The sequence below is a fragment of the Calidithermus terrae genome (genome assembly GCF_003574345.1).
Classification (GTDB): Bacteria; Deinococcota; Deinococci; order Deinococcales; family Thermaceae; genus Calidithermus; species Calidithermus chliarophilus.
The window spans coordinates 1-14003 of sequence record NZ_QXDL01000106.1; the positions used below are offsets into that span (position 1 = coordinate 1).

General features: G+C 72.3%; 19 protein-coding genes. 11 read left to right on the plus strand and 8 right to left on the minus strand.

Translation table 11 applies throughout. The features are described 5' to 3' along the window. Window positions 1–598 (minus strand): alkaline phosphatase family protein (locus Mterra_RS12595; protein WP_176582535.1); only part of this gene is annotated, 598 nt, incomplete at its 3' end. 234 nt (window positions 599–832) lie between these two features. Between Mterra_RS12595 and Mterra_RS22360 the strand changes: the two genes are divergently transcribed. Both Mterra_RS22360 and Mterra_RS12605 read left to right on the plus strand, forming a co-directional pair. Next, a complete protein-coding gene (locus Mterra_RS22360; RefSeq protein ID WP_170159655.1) occupies window positions 833–988 on the plus strand; it encodes a hypothetical protein in 156 nt (51 codons plus the stop codon). Between the two features lie 109 nt (window positions 989–1097). Further along, window positions 1098–4427: an ATP-binding protein gene (locus tag Mterra_RS12605; protein ID WP_119315502.1), complete on the plus strand. Its 3330-nt coding sequence runs from the start codon at window positions 1098–1100 to the stop codon at window positions 4425–4427. Here Mterra_RS12605 and Mterra_RS12610 read toward each other — a convergent pair. Continuing rightward, on the minus strand, window positions 4400–5407 hold the full coding sequence (locus tag Mterra_RS12610; RefSeq protein WP_119315503.1) for a hypothetical protein: 1008 nt from the start codon (window positions 5405–5407) through the stop codon (window positions 4400–4402). The two genes, Mterra_RS12605 and Mterra_RS12610, sit on opposite strands and share 28 nt — an antisense overlap. Window positions 5408–5722: 315 nt before the next feature. On the opposite strand from Mterra_RS12610, the gene Mterra_RS12615 reads away from it, so the two are divergent. The 5 genes from Mterra_RS12615 to Mterra_RS12635 all read left to right on the plus strand — a co-directional run bounded on the left by Mterra_RS12615 (window position 5723) and on the right by Mterra_RS12635 (window position 8522). Continuing rightward, complete coding sequence (locus Mterra_RS12615; RefSeq protein WP_119315504.1) at window positions 5723–6286, plus strand: DUF2269 family protein; 564 nt, start codon at window positions 5723–5725, stop codon at window positions 6284–6286. Between the two features lie 67 nt (window positions 6287–6353). After that, a complete protein-coding gene (locus Mterra_RS12620; RefSeq protein ID WP_119315505.1) occupies window positions 6354–6824 on the plus strand; it encodes a hypothetical protein in 471 nt (156 codons plus the stop codon). Window positions 6825–6847: 23 nt separating this feature from the next. Beyond that, window positions 6848–7444: a MazG family protein gene (locus Mterra_RS12625; protein ID WP_119315506.1), complete on the plus strand. Its 597-nt coding sequence runs from the start codon at window positions 6848–6850 to the stop codon at window positions 7442–7444. Then, the gene (locus Mterra_RS12630) at window positions 7417–8022 is read left to right on the plus strand and encodes an NUDIX hydrolase (protein WP_119315507.1); all 606 of its coding nucleotides are present in this window, start codon (window positions 7417–7419) and stop codon (window positions 8020–8022) included. The genes Mterra_RS12625 and Mterra_RS12630 overlap by 28 nt, the downstream gene beginning before the upstream one ends. Next, complete coding sequence (locus Mterra_RS12635; protein ID WP_119315508.1) at window positions 8019–8522, plus strand: type 1 glutamine amidotransferase domain-containing protein; 504 nt, start codon at window positions 8019–8021, stop codon at window positions 8520–8522. Before Mterra_RS12630 ends, Mterra_RS12635 begins: the two co-directional genes overlap by 4 nt. On the opposite strand, the gene Mterra_RS12640 is transcribed toward Mterra_RS12635, so the two are convergent. The 6 genes from Mterra_RS12640 to Mterra_RS12665 all read right to left on the minus strand — a co-directional run bounded on the left by Mterra_RS12640 (window position 8519) and on the right by Mterra_RS12665 (window position 11494). Beyond that, window positions 8519–9337 (minus strand): prenyltransferase/squalene oxidase repeat-containing protein, encoded by an 819-nt coding sequence (locus Mterra_RS12640; RefSeq protein ID WP_119315509.1) that lies wholly within the window; start codon window positions 9335–9337, stop codon window positions 8519–8521. The two genes, Mterra_RS12635 and Mterra_RS12640, sit on opposite strands and share 4 nt — an antisense overlap. A gap of 220 nt (window positions 9338–9557) precedes the next feature. Continuing rightward, window positions 9558–9884 carry a hypothetical protein gene (locus Mterra_RS12645; protein ID WP_119315510.1) on the minus strand — a complete coding sequence of 109 codons (327 nt, stop codon included), beginning with the start codon at window positions 9882–9884 and terminating at the stop codon, window positions 9558–9560. 121 nt (window positions 9885–10005) lie between these two features. Further along, window positions 10006–10338 carry an Lrp/AsnC ligand binding domain-containing protein gene (locus Mterra_RS12650; RefSeq protein ID WP_147372755.1) on the minus strand — a complete coding sequence of 111 codons (333 nt, stop codon included), beginning with the start codon at window positions 10336–10338 and terminating at the stop codon, window positions 10006–10008. 68 nt (window positions 10339–10406) lie between these two features. After that, a complete protein-coding gene (locus tag Mterra_RS12655; RefSeq protein ID WP_119315512.1) occupies window positions 10407–10844 on the minus strand; it encodes a GyrI-like domain-containing protein in 438 nt (145 codons plus the stop codon). Window positions 10845–10858: 14 nt separating this feature from the next. Next, window positions 10859–11125: a hypothetical protein gene (locus tag Mterra_RS12660; RefSeq protein ID WP_119315513.1), complete on the minus strand. Its 267-nt coding sequence runs from the start codon at window positions 11123–11125 to the stop codon at window positions 10859–10861. A gap of 99 nt (window positions 11126–11224) precedes the next feature. Then, on the minus strand, window positions 11225–11494 hold the full coding sequence (locus Mterra_RS12665) for a hypothetical protein (protein ID WP_245971620.1): 270 nt from the start codon (window positions 11492–11494) through the stop codon (window positions 11225–11227). A gap of 142 nt (window positions 11495–11636) precedes the next feature. Between Mterra_RS12665 and Mterra_RS12670 the strand changes: the two genes are divergently transcribed. The 4 genes from Mterra_RS12670 to Mterra_RS12685 all read left to right on the plus strand — a co-directional run bounded on the left by Mterra_RS12670 (window position 11637) and on the right by Mterra_RS12685 (window position 13855). Beyond that, window positions 11637–12029 carry a helix-turn-helix domain-containing protein gene (locus Mterra_RS12670; RefSeq protein WP_027891342.1) on the plus strand — a complete coding sequence of 131 codons (393 nt, stop codon included), beginning with the start codon at window positions 11637–11639 and terminating at the stop codon, window positions 12027–12029. A gap of 105 nt (window positions 12030–12134) precedes the next feature. Continuing rightward, the gene (locus Mterra_RS12675) at window positions 12135–12605 is read left to right on the plus strand and encodes a GyrI-like domain-containing protein (RefSeq protein WP_119315515.1); all 471 of its coding nucleotides are present in this window, start codon (window positions 12135–12137) and stop codon (window positions 12603–12605) included. Between the two features lie 3 nt (window positions 12606–12608). Further along, the gene (locus tag Mterra_RS12680; protein ID WP_119315516.1) at window positions 12609–13118 is read left to right on the plus strand and encodes a DUF1697 domain-containing protein; all 510 of its coding nucleotides are present in this window, start codon (window positions 12609–12611) and stop codon (window positions 13116–13118) included. A 17-nt stretch (window positions 13119–13135) separates the two neighbouring features. After that, window positions 13136–13855, plus strand: coding sequence for an ImmA/IrrE family metallo-endopeptidase (locus Mterra_RS12685; RefSeq protein ID WP_176582536.1), 720 nt, complete (start codon window positions 13136–13138; stop codon window positions 13853–13855). Window positions 13856–14003: the final 148 nt, after the last annotated feature.

The following is a 14003-nucleotide window of genomic DNA, read 5'->3' on the forward strand; positions in this document are numbered from 1 at the left end:
GGATCAGGCTGGCGAGGGTGCTGGGGGCGTGGTAGGGCACGTAGGCGCAGCCGCGGAAGTACCAGCGGTTGAGGAAGCTGCCCTGGTACTCGGCGGGGCTCACCGTGCAGCAGGCGACCCCCAGCGCGGCCAGGCGCTCGTAGAGCGAGGGCACGGCGGCCAGGAACTCGGGGTCGGGGAGGGGGTTGCCGTAGAGGTCGGCGGTGGCGATGAGGTTGACCACGCAGCCGCGCTCGGGCAGGTAGACGCTGAAGCCCAGGTAGCCGTGCTCGGCGGGGGTGCGGCCGGTGTGGTAGGTGGTCATGGCCGCCATGGTGGTGCTGGGGAAGACCGACGTCGCCACGCCGTAGGCGGCCCCGTGCTCGAGCACCGCCCGCAGCCCCGGCATGTCCCCCCCGGCCAGGTGGCGCCGGAGCTGGAGGTGGCCCAGCCCGTCGATGACCAGCAGCAGCACGCGCTCCGCGCCCTCCAGCGGCAGCTCGCCCGCGAAGGGGGGGTGTCCGGTCTCGAGGCCGAAAACGCCGGCCAGGCTGGCGACCAGGTTGACGATGCCCCCACCCCCGTAATCGGGCCAGTAAATCCCTTCGGAATCGCACATAAACCGCCTTCGATCTTACCCCCCAAAAAACTAACGCTCGCATAACGCCCGGGTTCGTATCCTCACCGTGTTGCGATTGGGAAGCGTTCAGGTCACCAAACGCAGCGAGGGAGGTCCCCAGTATGGTCCTGACGTTCGCACATTCGATGTACCCATAGCTGCCGAGAGATTCCGAGCCTCCTCATGCGCCCCGGCTTTCCTCAGGCCGGGGCCCACCTTTTGCAAGGAGAGACCATGTCGAACCACCTGCACCACGAGCTAGCCCGCCACCACCGCGCCCAGCGCCACGAAGAAGCCCGCACCTACCGCCTGCTGGCCCTGCTGCGGCAGACCGCGCAGGCCCCGCGCCGCCCGGCCCCCCGGCTGCGCCTCGAGCGACGGCCCGCCTGACCGCGCCCGGCGAATTCGCCCCCTCCCCAAAGAGGGGGTTTTCCCGTGGCGCTCGAGCAGCCTGGAACGGCTTCAAGACCGAGGGGGCGGGGCCTAACTACAATCAGTCATGGAGTCGTGGGAGCTGCGGGTGCTGGGGCAGCCCGCCCTCGTGGGGCAGGGGCGAGCGGCGGGGCTCGAGCGCAAGCCGGCGGCGATCCTGGCCTACCTGGCGCTGGAGGGGCCCACCCCGCGCTCGAGGCTCGCCGGGCTGCTGTGGCCCGGGGGCCCCGACGCCTCCGCCCGCAACAACCTGCGCCAGGCGCTGTTCGGCCTGCGCCGCTACGCCGGCCTCTTCGAGGGCACCGACCCGCTGGGCCTGGGGCCGGGGGTGCACAGCGACGTGGCCGAGCTGCAGAGCCGGGTGGCCTCGGGGCGGGGGGACCTGCCGCCGGAGAACCCCGGCGGGCTGCTGGAGGGCTACGACTACGACGACTGCCCCGAGTTCGAGGAGTGGCTGCTCCACGAGCGCGAGCGGCTGCGCGAGCTGCGGCGGGAGGGGCTGGGCCTGCTGTGCGAGGGCCTCGAGCGCGAGGGGCGGCTGGCCGAGGCGCTGTCGTGGGCGCAGCGGCTGCTGGAGGAGGACCCGGTGTCGGAGGCGGCGCACCGGCGGCTGATGCGGCTGCACTACCTGCTGGGCGACCGGGCGGCGGGGCTGCGGGCCTACCGGCGCTGCCTGGAGGTGCTGCGGCGGGAGCTGGGCGTCGAGCCCCTGCCCGAGACCCGCGCCCTCGCCCAGGAGATCGAGCGGGGCGGGCTGGCCCCCCAGCCGGCCGGCGCCCGCAGGCGCATTCCCCTGTCCGTCGAGCGGCCCCCGGTGCTGGTGGGGCGCGAGCGGGAGTGGGCCCTGATGGAGGACGCCTGGGAGCGCGGGCAGGTCATCGTGGTCAGCGGGGAGCCGGGCACCGGCAAGACCCGCCTGGCGCTGGAGTTCGCGGCCTCCAAGGGCCGGGTCATGCCCTTCGGCGGGCGGCCGGGGGACGCGCTGGTGCCCTATGCCTCGCACGTGCGGGCCTTCCGCCAGTTCCTGGGCGAGCAGCCGGGCCTCGAGCTGCCGCCTTGGGCGCGGCGGGAGCTCGGCCGCATCCTCCCCGAGCTGGCCGGCGGGCAGGAGCCCCCGCCGCTGCAGGGCGAGGCCGACAAGCTGCGCTTCTTCGAGGCGCAGGGCGAGCTGCTGCGCCGGGCGAGCCAGGGCGAGGCCACGCGGCTGCTCGACGACCTGCAGTTCTTCGACCTGCCCAGCCTCGAGGCGGCCTTCTACCTCACCAGCAGGTCCGCCCCGCCGCGGGTGATCGGCACCTACCGCAGCGGGGAGCTGCACCCGGGGCTCGAGGACCGCCTCCGGCGGCTGGAGGAGGCCGGGGCGCTGCTGCACGTCCGGCTCGAGCCCCTGCCCCCCGGAGCCCTGCGCTCGCTGGTGCTCGAGCTCGGGATCCCCGGCCTCGAGCGCCACCTCGACTCCCTCGCCAGCCTCACCGGCGGCAACCCGCTGTTCGTGCTCGAGACCGTGCGCCACCTCATCGAGACCGACCGCCTGGAGCAGGGCTGGTCGGGCCAGGGGGGGCTGCCGGGCAAGGTGGGCAGCATCATCGCGCGGCGCCTGGAGGGGCTGTCCACCGAGGCGCTGCAACTGGCGCGGCTGGTGGCGGTGGCGGGCGAGGGCTTCTCGCTGGAGCTGGCCGCACGGCTGATGGAGCGCGAGCCGCTGGGCCTGCTGCCGGCCTGGGAGGAGCTCGAGCGCGCCCAACTGGTCAAGGGGGAGCGCTTCAGCCACGACCTGATCCACGAGAGCGTGGCGGCGGGGATGCCCCAGGGGGTCAGGGCCCTGCTGCACCGGCGCACGGCCGCCGCTTTGGCCCGGGAAAAGGCCGACCCCGCCCGCGTGGCCGAGCACTGGCTGGCCGGGGGCGAGCCCGAGCGCGCGCTGCCGTTCGTGCTCGAGGCCGGCCGCAAGGCCGAGCGCGCCTCGCTGCTGGCGGAGGCGCAGCGCTTCTACCGGCAGGCCGCGCAGGTCCTGGAGGAGCACGGCACCCCCGAGCAGCGCTTCGACGTGCAGGAGGCCCTCACCCACGTCCGGCTGCGGCTCGAGCCCGCCGAGGGCCACCCCGCGCTGCTCGAGGGGCTGTTCGCCCTCGCCCGCACCCCCCACCAGAAGGCCCGCGCCTGGTACGCCCGGGCCAACGCCCTGCTGGGCAGCGGGCAGGGCGAGCGGGTGGAGGAGGCGGCCCGCAGCGGCTACGAGCTCGCCGTGCACAGCGGCGACCCGGCCCTGGAGGCCCGGCTGCTCACCAGCCTGGCCTCGGCGCTGTGGCTCAAGGGGCAGCCCGCCGAGACCCTCGCCCTGCTCGAGCAAGCCCTCGCCCTCTACGAGCGGCTGGGCGACGCCGAGCAGCTCGCCGCCAACCAGGGGCGCTACGCCATCGTGCTCGACGGGCTCGAGCGCCACCGCGAGGCGCTGGAGCACCACCGCAAAGCCGCCGCCGCGCTGCGCCGCTCGGGCAACGAGTTCGCCCTGCTGAAGGTGCTCAACAACCAGGGCTGGAGCCTGAGCGCGCTGGGCCACAAGCGCCAGGCCCGCGAGGTGCTGCAGGAGGCCATGGGCCTGATGGACGCGCTGCAGGGGGTGGGCGAGCTCGCCGTCTCGGTGCCCATGCTGCTGGGCGACGTCCTGCGCGACCTGGGCGAGCTCGGCGCGGCCCTGGAGCACCTCGAGCTCGCCCAAGCCCGCGCCCGGCAACAGCCCTACTGGCGCCGGGGCTTCCTGGCCAAGGCCCTGGCCCTGACCCACCTGGGGCTGGGGCAGCCCGAGCGGGCCCGGGGCGTGCTCGAGGCCCTCGACCCCCAGGCCCTCCCGCCCGACCAGCGCGGCTATCTGCGGCTGGCGTGGCTCCACCTGGGCGGGCCGGAGGCCGCCGGGGCGCTGCGGGCGCTCGAGGCCGAGCCGGGCCCCTCCCACGGCCTGCGGGGGGCCTCCTGCGTGGCCCGGGCGGCGCTCCTCCCCCCGGAGGAGGGGCTGGCGTGGGCGCGGCAGGCCCTCGAGCTAAGCCGGCAGGCCGGCCTCGGCGGCCTCCAGATCGCCGCCCACGCCCGGGCGGCCCAGGCCCTGCTGGCCCTGGGCCGGCCCGAGGAGGCCCTAGCACACGCCCGCAGCGCCCTCGAGCTGCACGCCGAGTACGACCCCGCCGACTTCTACTGGGGCGAGGTGCTGCTGGCCCACGTCCGGGCGCTCGAGGGCCTGCGCCACCCCGAAGCCCCCGCCCGCCGCCGCGAGGCCCAGGAGTGGGTGCGCCGGGCCGCCGGGCGCCTCCCCGCCGGGCACCGCGAGGGCTTCCTGCGCCACAACCCCACCAACGCGGCCCTGCTCGAGCCGCTTCACGCCCCGCACGGCTCCGAGGTGTAGCTCACGCTGACGCTGGCGGTCTGGCCCACCGCCACCGTCCGCTGCTGGGTGGGGAGGTCGGGCGTGTGGAAGCGGCAGGTCGGCTTGCCCGGCAGGCCGGTGGTGAAGGTGCGGGCGGTGATGGTGTAGGTGCCGGGGGGCAGGTCCGTCAGGGTCGTGCTGCGGCCCACGCTCTTGCTGAAGCCCGGCCCCGTCACCCGCACCGGGACCACGGCCGCGGCGGCGGGTATGCCGCGCAGGGTGACCTGCAGGCGGCCCACGGCGGTGCTCACCGGGGAGGCCGTCACCCGGCCCTGCAGCTCCCAGTCGCCCTCGTTCTTGAAGCGCTTGCGGATCTCCAGCCCACCCGCGCCGGCCCGCTCGAGCTCCTTGTGCGAGAAGCGGAAGACCTCGCTGCCGATGCGGTCGTCCATGTTGCCGAAGCCGCCCAGCCATTCCCACACGCTCACGTCGTCCTTGACGGCCTTGGTCACCGCCGCGCCGATCCGGGCCTTCATCTGCTCGATCTCGGCGTCGGTGGGCTCCTGGTGCGCGAAGTTCAGGGTGGGGACGAGCGCGTCGAGGCTCTCGCGCACGGCCTTGTCGAGCGCGGCGTGTCCCTTGGCGATGGCCGAATTGGGGGTGTTGTCCTCCTCCATCAGCACCGCGATGACCCCCACCACCCCGCCCACCTCCTCGACGCCGCCGACGGGCTGCTCGAGGGGGATGGGCTTCAGCCGGGTCCTGAACTCGCCGATGGCGGCGGGGACGGGCACGTTCTCGCCGGGGTCTACGTCGTGGTTGGGCAGGTCGCCCTGGTTGCCCGGGGTGCTGCGCACGGTGGCGGTGCCGGTGAGCGCCAGGGCCGGGCTCACCCGGGCGGTGTCGCCGTCGATCTTGAAGAACACCGTCCACAAGTAGGGCTCCGCGCTGCCGATGCCGTCGCCCTCCTCGAAGCAGTGCAGGTTGTTCAGCCTGAGCTTTACGTCGAGCGTGTTCATGCAATTCTCCCCCTCAATAGACTTTCAGCAGAAATATCCTGTGGCCCACGGCGGATAAACCCTGGCCGCATCAGGAACGGCGGTCCGGCCCGAAGTGGCGCGCGCGAAACCTCGCGAAGGGTCTATTGCCGGGTCTGTCCTGGGCGATCACCTAGCGCATCCGAACCACCCCCAAGGCCGAATGTAGCGCGGGCCCGGTAACGCGGTGGTAACGTGCGAGCCGGGACTGGGGCGTGCTAACGCTCGGCTAACGCCCCCCCGCCTATCCTCCCGGGTGTTGCGGCCGCAGGCCCAACCCCATCGGAGGATTGAACAATGGTTGCTTTGTACCCCTGGATTCTGCTCGTTCACGTCGCGGCGGCGCTGGCCCTCTTCGCGGCCGAGCTGGTCTCGGCCCTCAATTTCCGGGCCATGCGGCACGCCCCCGACCTCAAGACCCTGCGCGCGGAGATGGGCCGGACCGGCCAGATCGCCAAGGTCTTCAAGCTCGCCCCGCCCCTCCTGCTCTTCAGCGGCGTCGCCCTGTGCGCGCTGGCCTGGGGCTTCCAGATCGCCTGGGTCAACCTCTCGCTGCTGATCTTCGTGTTCGTCGCGGTGATGGTGCGCGTGGTGGACGGGCCGCGCATGGGCGCCATCGCCCGGGCCGCGCACGGCGGCGACGGCCCCGTGCCCGCCGAGGTGCTCGAGCGCATGGCCGACCCGGTGCTGCGCCGCGCCACCCGCCTGCGCTGGGCCCTGCTCGTGGCGCTGGTGTACTTCATGACCGTGAAGCCGGGCCTGTGGCTGGCCCTGCTGGCGCTGGGCGTGCTGGTGGGCGTCGCCCTGCTGTGGGACGCCTCCGGCCAGCGCACCCCGGGCGGGCGCCGGGTGGGCTCGTAGGGCGGCGGGCGGTTGGCCGGCGCCCTGTGGGTTGGGCGCCGGCCGTGTTCTGCCCTACACTGGCAGCGTGAACGACCGGCTCACCTGGGCGGCGGCGCTGCTGATGCTGCCCTTCTTCCTGCAATTGCTGGGCTTCGGCCAGACCTTCCTGGGCGGGGGGCTGTGCGGCTCGCTGATCGCGGGGCGCGACCTCACCCTCGACCAGCAGCCCCCGGGGTTCTGGTACGCGCTGCTGTTCATGCTGCTGCTGGCGGGGCAACTGGCTTACGGCGGGGTGCTGCTGCTGTCGCGGCTGCTCGAGCCCACCCCCACCTCCCAGCGGGCGCTGGCGCGGGTGGGGGTGTTCGTGGCGCTGCCGCTGCCGGCCGCCTTCCTGCTGACGCGGCTCACCGGGCTGCCGACGCCGGGGCCGCTGGGCTGGCAGTGGGGGGAGCGGGCCGGGCTGGACGTGCTGAGCCTGCTGATGGTGGGGGCCACGCTGGCGGCGGCGGGGCTGATGGCGCGCGCCTCGAGGGCACCCAGCCCCCAATCCCCCTGAGCCCCTTGGGGTAGCTTGGGGGCATGGAGAGGCTTTTGGAGGTGATGCGCCGTCTGCGGGCGCCCGACGGCTGCCCCTGGGACAAGGAACAGACCCACCTGAGCCTGCGGCCGTACATGCTCGAGGAGGCCGCCGAGGCCGTGGACGCCATGGGCAAGGGCGACCCCCACGAGCTGGCCGAGGAGCTGGGCGACGTGCTGCTGCAGGTGGCCTTCCACAGCGTGATCGCCGAGCAGGAGGGCAGCTTCAGCTACGCCGAGGTGGAGGGGCACATCGTCGAGAAGCTCATCCGCCGCCACCCCCACGTCTTCGGGGACGTGCGGGCCGACACCGCGGCCGAGGTCAGCGCCAACTGGCGGGCCATCAAGGCGGCGGAGGGCAAGGCGCGGGCCTCGGCGTGCGACGAGGTGCCCCGCAGCCTGGGGGCGCTGGCGCGGGCGGCCGAGATCCAGAAGAAGCTGGGGGCCCCCACCGCCGCCCCCGCCGATGTGATCTCGGCCCTCGAAAAGGGCGACCTCGGCGAGGCACTATGGCAGATGGTGGCGTTGTGCCGCCGGGAGAAGGTGAATCCGGAAGTTCTGCTCCGGGAGCGATGCGACCAGAACTGCTCAAAAGCCTAGTCAGCAGGCCGCCCCAGACCCTGATGCTGCCCAAGGGCTTCGTGGACGCCGCCGTGCTGCTGCCGGTGTGGGAGGGGCACCTGCTGTTCACGGTGCGCGCCGCGCACCTGCCCCACCACGCCGCCCAGATCAGCTTCCCCGGCGGTCGCTTCGACGACGGGGAGACGGCCGAGCAGGCCGCCTTGCGCGAGGCCTGGGAGGAGGTGGGCCTCGAGCCCGGCGCCGTGGAGATCTTAGGCCACCTCAACCCCACGCTCTCGCCCTTCGGCTACCGGGTCTTCCCGCTGCTGGGGCACATCACCCGCGCCCCGCGCCTCACCCCCAACCCCGAGGAGGTGAGCGAGCTGCTGTGGGTGCCTATCCAGGAGCTCATCGAGGCCCCGGCCTACGCCGAGGAGCGGGCGGTGACCCGCCTCAACCAGCCGCCCTTAGACCCCGAGGACGCGGGGCTGGTGCAGCCGGGGGGCGGCTTCAAGCGCCGGGTCTGGCACTACCCCTGGCGGGGCTACGACATCTGGGGCGTGACCGGCAACATCGTCCACGACTTTCTCGAGCGCATCAAGGAGGTCCGGCTGTGAGCGTGATCGGAATTCTGCTGGAGGACTATTTCGACGAGCGCGAGGTGATCTACCCCTACTACCGCGTCCAGGAGGCCGGGTTCGAGCCGCTGGTGATCGGCCCCGAGCCGGGGAGCTTCCACGGCAAGACCCCCTTCACCTTCGAGGCCAAGGCCGCGGCCGGGTCGGTGCGGGCCGGCGACCTCGCCGGGCTGATCGTGCCGGGGGGCTTCGCCCCCGACCGCATGCGCCGCCACAAGGCCATGACCCGTCTCATCGCCGAGGTGGACGCGCTGAAAAAGCCGCTGGGGGCCATCTGCCACGCGGGCTGGGCGCTCATCAGCGCGGGGGTGGTCAAGGGGCGCCGCCTCACGGGCTTCAGCTCGATCCGGGAGGACCTCGAGAACGCCGGGGCCGTCTACCTCGACGAGCGCGTGGTGGTCGAGGGCCACCTCGTCACCGCCCAGCACGCCGACGACCTGCCCGCGTTCATGCAGGCCTTCCTGGCCCGTTTCGACTAGGGCGCGTACGGCGCGTGGCCGGGCGGGTGCCACCTCGCCCCGCGGCCCGCCGGCGCCAGGGCGCGCAGCGCCTCGAGCGTCACGGCGGCGTCCGGCCCGCCGGGGCCCGCCCAACTGCCGTCGGGGTTCTGCAGGGCGGCCAGCCGGGCGCGGCCCTCGAGCCACAGCGGGTGGCCGCCGAAGACGCCCCCCAGCCTCACAGCGACCAGCATGGGCGCCAGGTCGTGCGCGGGGAGGTGCTCGAGCCGCGCCCGCAGATGGTCGGCCAGCACCTCGGCGAAGCCGGCGTCGCCCAGCCTCAGCGCTAGGCCGCAGGCCAGCCCGTGGGCCGCCTCGAGGCTGGGCAGGCGGCGGGCGGCGTCGAGGTGGTCGCGCAGGAATTGCAGGGCGGCGCGGGCCTCGTCCAGGCCGTAGACGGCGAGCCAGAAGCCGCAGTGCGCCGTGAGGTAGAGCCGCGCGGCGAGCGAGCCGGGCCGCACCCGCGGCGGGGCCACCCCCCGCAGGCCGGGGTGCTCCTCGAAGCCCCCCTCGAGCCCCTGGCGCTGCCGGAGGAAGTCGAGGGCAGAGGCCACCCGCGCCTGCCGCGCCGACAGCCCCAGCGCCTCGGCCAGGGCCAGCCGCCCGCAGGTGGCCTCGAGCGAACTGCGCCCCCCCGACCAGCCCGCACGATAACCGCCGTCGGCCTGCTGCCCCCCCAGCGCCGCCTCCACGACCTGCAGGGAGGCCGGGGTGCCCTCGAGCCAGGCCTCGAGCCGGGCCCGCTGGATGAAATCGCCGTGTTCACGAAGATAGTTCAGGGTGGTGTCCAGGTTCATAGATGTCTAGCGTTCAAGTTCTCACGAATCTAGGGCGAAGCCCGTGGCCTGTGGTTGACCCCTCCCCGCACGCGGGGAGGGTTTATCCCCCCCGGCCCCCCTTGCTAAGGGGGGTGAAAAGGCGTCTCGCGTTTTGCGTCTCGCGTAAGACGTACGACGTACGGCGTACGACGCACGACCCGCGCTTAGCGTTCAGCTACCGGCTATTGGCTATCGCCCCTCAAATGCACCGGTTCTCCACCACTTCCGCCGTCCACACCCGCCCGTCCTCCAGCCGCTCGAAGCTGAAGCTAGCCTGGGGGGTCTCGACCCGGGTGCCGTAGCCCACCACGTCGGGCATGCTCGCGTAGAGGATGGGCTCCACGCCCGGCGCGGCCTGGGTGATGCGGTAGGTGCCCTGCTCGAGGGGGAACTCCACCCACAGGCCGCCCTGGTTGCAGCCCTGGCGGCTGAGGCCTACCGGCTCGGGGGGAGCCTCCGGGGTTGCAGAACCCGGCCGGTTGCAGGCCGACAGGGCCATCGCCAAGAGCACGACCGTCCACCGCATAAACGACCTCCTCCACGGGGTTCAGGCGCCACGGCCCGCCGTGACAACTCCGGCCCAGGCGACGCGCTGCACGACGGGGGTTGCCCCAGTGTACGCCGGGAGGGGCCCGCCGCGCTGAGGGTCAGGCGGCCAGCTTGCTCTTGGCCGCGAGCACGCCGGGGAGGCTCTTGATGCGGCCGATCAGGGCCTCGAGGCGCTCGAGGCTGGCCCCCTCCACCACCGCGATGGCCTCGCTCGAGCCCTGCAGGGCGTCGGCCTTGACCACGCCCCGGATCCGGCGCACCTGCGCGATGACCTGGGCGGGGTGCTCGGCGCGGATGAAGACGTAGGCCCCAACCCGCGCGCGCAAGAGCTGCCGCAACTCGCGGATGAGCCGGGCTTCTTCGCGCAGGCGCGAGATGCGCTCCTTGTGCTCGAGCAACGCCAGGTCCACACCGGTCATGCTGTTCCACATACGCTCCTCCTGCGTCTTGGGGAATGAGGCCCCGCGTTCGGGGCGAATCGGGGTCCTCGAGCCGGCCGTCAGGGCTTGACCCGGACGAACAGCTCGTGCTCTTGCTCGGCGCCGCCGGCGGTGTAGCCGACGTCGAGCTTGAATTCGTCGGCCTCGAGGCCGTTGTCCTTGGCCCAGGCGTACATGCGCCCGAAGGAGAGGGCGATGCCCTCGACCGGGCCGGCGTGCCGGTAGCGCACGTAGCGCTGGGCGGGGATCTCCAGAGCCACCATGCCGGGCGGGACGTCCTCGAAGGCGTGGACCCTCGAGCCCACGACCTGCACGTACAGGTCCCCGGACTTCCCGAGGCTCACGTCCACGAAGGCGGGCTCCAGCCGGTGCACGACGGCCCCGTGCCGGGCGATGAACTCCTCCCAGGCCCTGGGCATCTCCCGCCACAGCTCCTCCCAGCGGGCCACCACCTTCAGGCCGACGACCTTGAACGGACCTTCCTGAACGACTTCCATGACCCTTCCCCTCCTCACGCCGCGAGCTTGACCGACAGCCGCTTGACCCCGGGCGTGGCCTGCACCTCGCTGAGGCGCACCTGGAGCGAGGCGAAGTTGTGCTCCTCGATGACCAGGGCCACCTCGCCGCTGCCCATCAGCACGTCGGCCTTGGTCACTCCGGGGAGTTGCCGCAGGGCCTCGCGCACCCGCCTGGGCTGGTAGCAGGAGACGAACACGTAGGCCGAGAAGCGCGGGGAAGGTTTGGGGAAGGGGTTGTCCTGGACGACGCTCTGCATCATAAAGGGGCCTCTCTTATGTCGTTAACAGAATAAAGACGCGCTGAAAAGCCGCTCGAGCTTCGTCCACGGCGGGGCAGTTTCGAGCGGCAGGGGTGCTGCTTAGCTGGCGCGGGCCAGTTTGGCCTGGGGTTCTTTGTTGAGGAAGCGGTTGAAGAGGCGGGAAAGGCGGCCTTCGGGGTAGTAGCTCGCGCGGTAGAGGGCGAGGGCCTCGAGCCAGGCGTGGGCGAGGGCCTGGGCTTGGGGGCGCAGCCGGGGCAGCGCGTCGCGCAGCTCGCTCTCCAGGCCCCACAGGCCGACCAGGCCACGGCGGTTGTCGATCTCGATGAGGGTGTTGAGGACATCGCTCGGGTGGGCCTTGCCTTGTCCCAACGAACGCCAGACAGTCTCATTTGCGGTCATATCCGTGGCCTCCAGTTATGAACATAACATAATCTCATATGCATATGCAATACCCTGCGCCCGGGCATTACGACTTGACCGTAAAAGGCAGTTGTGCTACCGTGACCTTGATATGACACTAGCCGAACGTCTGCGCGAACTACGTAGCCAGCAGGGCTGGCGCTTGAAAGACCTCTCGGAGAAGAGCGGCCTGTCGGTGCCCTACCTCTCGGACCTCGAGCGCGGGCGCACCAACCCCAGCCTCGACACCCTCCAGACCCTGGCCGGCTCCTACGGCGTGAGCGTCAACGACCTGCTCGCCCCCGTGGACTTCTACGGCGAGCGCACCGAGGCCTCGCTGCCCAAGGGCCTGGCCGAGCTGCTCGCCGACCCCGCCCTGGGCAAGGAGATCACCCCCGAGTGGCAGCAGACCCTCGCCCGCATCGAGCTGCGCGGCAAGCGCCCGGAGTCCAAGCGCGACTGGTACGAGATCTTCCTGCACCTCAAGCGCGTTCTGGAAGGCTAGCACAACCCGGCGTCATCAGGGGCGAACTTCGGGTTCGCCCTTCGCATTTCGGGATCCCCACCGAAGGAGGGCGCGAACGCCCCGGGGCGAGGCGAGAATAGGGCCATGCAGCGTCCATACCCCACCACCGAGTCGGACTTCTACGTGCTGGGCTACAGCGCCCGCACCTCCGACGCCCTCGAGGCCGACCCCGCCACCGCCCGCATCCCCGGCCTGTGGCGGCGCTTCCACACGGAGGGGCTAGAGGACCGGATCCCCAAGCTGCGGGCCAAGGGCAAGCCCTTCGCGGTCTACTTCGACTACGCCGGCGGCGCGGCGGGCGGGTACTCCGTGCTGGTGGGCTACCAGGTGCCCGGCCTCGACGACGCGCCGGCGGGCCTGAGCGGGCTGCACGTGCGGGGCGGGCGCTACCTGATGTTCACCGCCGAGGGCTCGCCCGCGCAGGCCGTTCCCCGGGCCTGGGCCGAGATCCGGGAGTACTTCGCCCGCCCGGGGGCCCCGGCGCGGGCTTACGCCTACGACTACGAGGTCCACGAGGACCTCGAGCGGGTCTCGATCTTCGTGGGGGTGCGCTGAGCCATGCGCTACGCGGCCTTTTTGCGCGCGGTCAACGCGGGCAGATTCAACAGCTTCCGCATGGAGGACCTGCGGGCACTGCTGAGGGCGGAGGGCTTCGAGGACGTCCGGACCTACCTTCAGACCGGTAACGTCTGGCTCCAGAGCGGCGTGACCGACCCCGAGGCCGTCGCCCGGCGGGTCGAGGCGCTCATGCCCGCCTTAGGCTGCCGCGACGTGGCGGTGATGGTACGGACCGAGGAACACCTGCGCGAGCTCGTCGGCCTCGACCCCTTCGGGGCCGACGGCGGCGCACACCGCCGCTTCGTCACCTTCCTGCGCGAGCCCGCGCCGGCGGCGCTGCCCCCGCACAGGGAGCTCGAGGTGGTCCTGGCGCGGCCAGGGGAGGTTTTCTCGCGGCTGGACAAGAACGTGCGCAACGTCTCGCCCAACGCCTTCATCGAGTCCAGGCTCAAGGTGCGGGCTACTACGCGCTTCTGGAACGTGGTGCAGGAGATGTACCGGCTCCTGTAGGGGATAATGGGCTGCCTATGGACCTGCGCTCGAGGATCATCCGCATGGCCCGGGAGTACCGCCAGGCCCACGCCCCGCTGACCGCCGAACGCCTGGTGCGGGGGATCGGGGTCTCGCTCGCGTACGCCAAGCTGCCCGAGGGCAAGTTCGGGGCCTTCATCGAGGAGCAGCAGCGCATCGTCATCGACGAGGACTCCCCCCCCAAGCGCCAGCGCTTCACCCTGGCCCACGAGGTCATGCACCACCTCATCCGCAACGACGCCGACGTCCTCTCCGACCTGCACGAGGAGTTCGAGGGGGGGCAGCTCGAGGCGCAGCTCGAGGCGCTGTGCAACCTGGGCGCCGCCGAGATGCTGCTGCCCGGGGAGGTGGTGGAGGCCGCCATCGCCCGCAAGGGCCAGAGCCCGCGCCTGATCCCCGAGCTCGCCGAGGGGCACCAGGTCTCGGAGGAGGTGGCGATCATCGCCCTGGCCGAGCGCGGCCCCACCCCCTCGCTGGTGCTGATGGCGGGGGCCAAGCCCCTGCGGGTGTTCTTCAGCGCCAAGCACGAGCGCGTCTTCGACCGGGTGAGCCGGGGGGCGGCCGTCCACCGCGACCACCCGCTGGCGGTGGCGCTCGAGACCGGCCTGCCCTACCGCGGCAAGGCCACCCTGCCGGGGCACCCCACGCTCTACAGCCTCGAGGCCTACCCCAAGGGGGGGCGGGTGTACGCGGTGTTCCGGGAGTTGCAGAACTGAGGTGAGCCGAACGCCAAAGGCCGTACGTCCCACGCCGTACGCAAGACGCTAAGCGCCGAACGCCGGACATGAAACCCCTCGAGACCACTCCCTCCGCCGTGCGCCGGGTGATCCTGGCGCGGCAGGGGTTGCTGGAGTGGAGCGGGGG

Bases quoted from the DNA above. Each gene is read 5' to 3' on its own strand.
- Mterra_RS22360 (WP_170159655.1), top strand. From the start codon at position 833: ATGTCGAACCACCTGCACCACGAGCTAGCCCGCCACCACCGCGCCCAG.
- Mterra_RS12605 (WP_119315502.1), top strand. From the start codon at position 1,098: ATGGAGTCGTGGGAGCTGCGGGTGCTGGGGCAGCCCGCCCTCGTGGGG.
- Mterra_RS12610 (WP_119315503.1), bottom strand. From the start codon at position 5,407: ATGAACACGCTCGACGTAAAGCTCAGGCTGAACAACCTGCACTGCTTC.
- Mterra_RS12615 (WP_119315504.1), top strand. From the start codon at position 5,723: ATGGTTGCTTTGTACCCCTGGATTCTGCTCGTTCACGTCGCGGCGGCG.
- Mterra_RS12625 (WP_119315506.1), top strand. From the start codon at position 6,848: ATGGAGAGGCTTTTGGAGGTGATGCGCCGTCTGCGGGCGCCCGACGGC.
- Mterra_RS12630 (WP_119315507.1), top strand. From the start codon at position 7,417: ATGCGACCAGAACTGCTCAAAAGCCTAGTCAGCAGGCCGCCCCAGACC.
- Mterra_RS12640 (WP_119315509.1), bottom strand. From the start codon at position 9,337: ATGAACCTGGACACCACCCTGAACTATCTTCGTGAACACGGCGATTTC.
- Mterra_RS12645 (WP_119315510.1), bottom strand. From the start codon at position 9,884: ATGCGGTGGACGGTCGTGCTCTTGGCGATGGCCCTGTCGGCCTGCAAC.
- Mterra_RS12650 (WP_147372755.1), bottom strand. From the start codon at position 10,338: ATGTGGAACAGCATGACCGGTGTGGACCTGGCGTTGCTCGAGCACAAG.
- Mterra_RS12655 (WP_119315512.1), bottom strand. From the start codon at position 10,844: ATGGAAGTCGTTCAGGAAGGTCCGTTCAAGGTCGTCGGCCTGAAGGTG.
- Mterra_RS12660 (WP_119315513.1), bottom strand. From the start codon at position 11,125: ATGATGCAGAGCGTCGTCCAGGACAACCCCTTCCCCAAACCTTCCCCG.
- Mterra_RS12670 (WP_027891342.1), top strand. From the start codon at position 11,637: ATGACACTAGCCGAACGTCTGCGCGAACTACGTAGCCAGCAGGGCTGG.
- Mterra_RS12675 (WP_119315515.1), top strand. From the start codon at position 12,135: ATGCAGCGTCCATACCCCACCACCGAGTCGGACTTCTACGTGCTGGGC.
- Mterra_RS12680 (WP_119315516.1), top strand. From the start codon at position 12,609: ATGCGCTACGCGGCCTTTTTGCGCGCGGTCAACGCGGGCAGATTCAAC.
- Mterra_RS12685 (WP_176582536.1), top strand. From the start codon at position 13,136: ATGGACCTGCGCTCGAGGATCATCCGCATGGCCCGGGAGTACCGCCAG.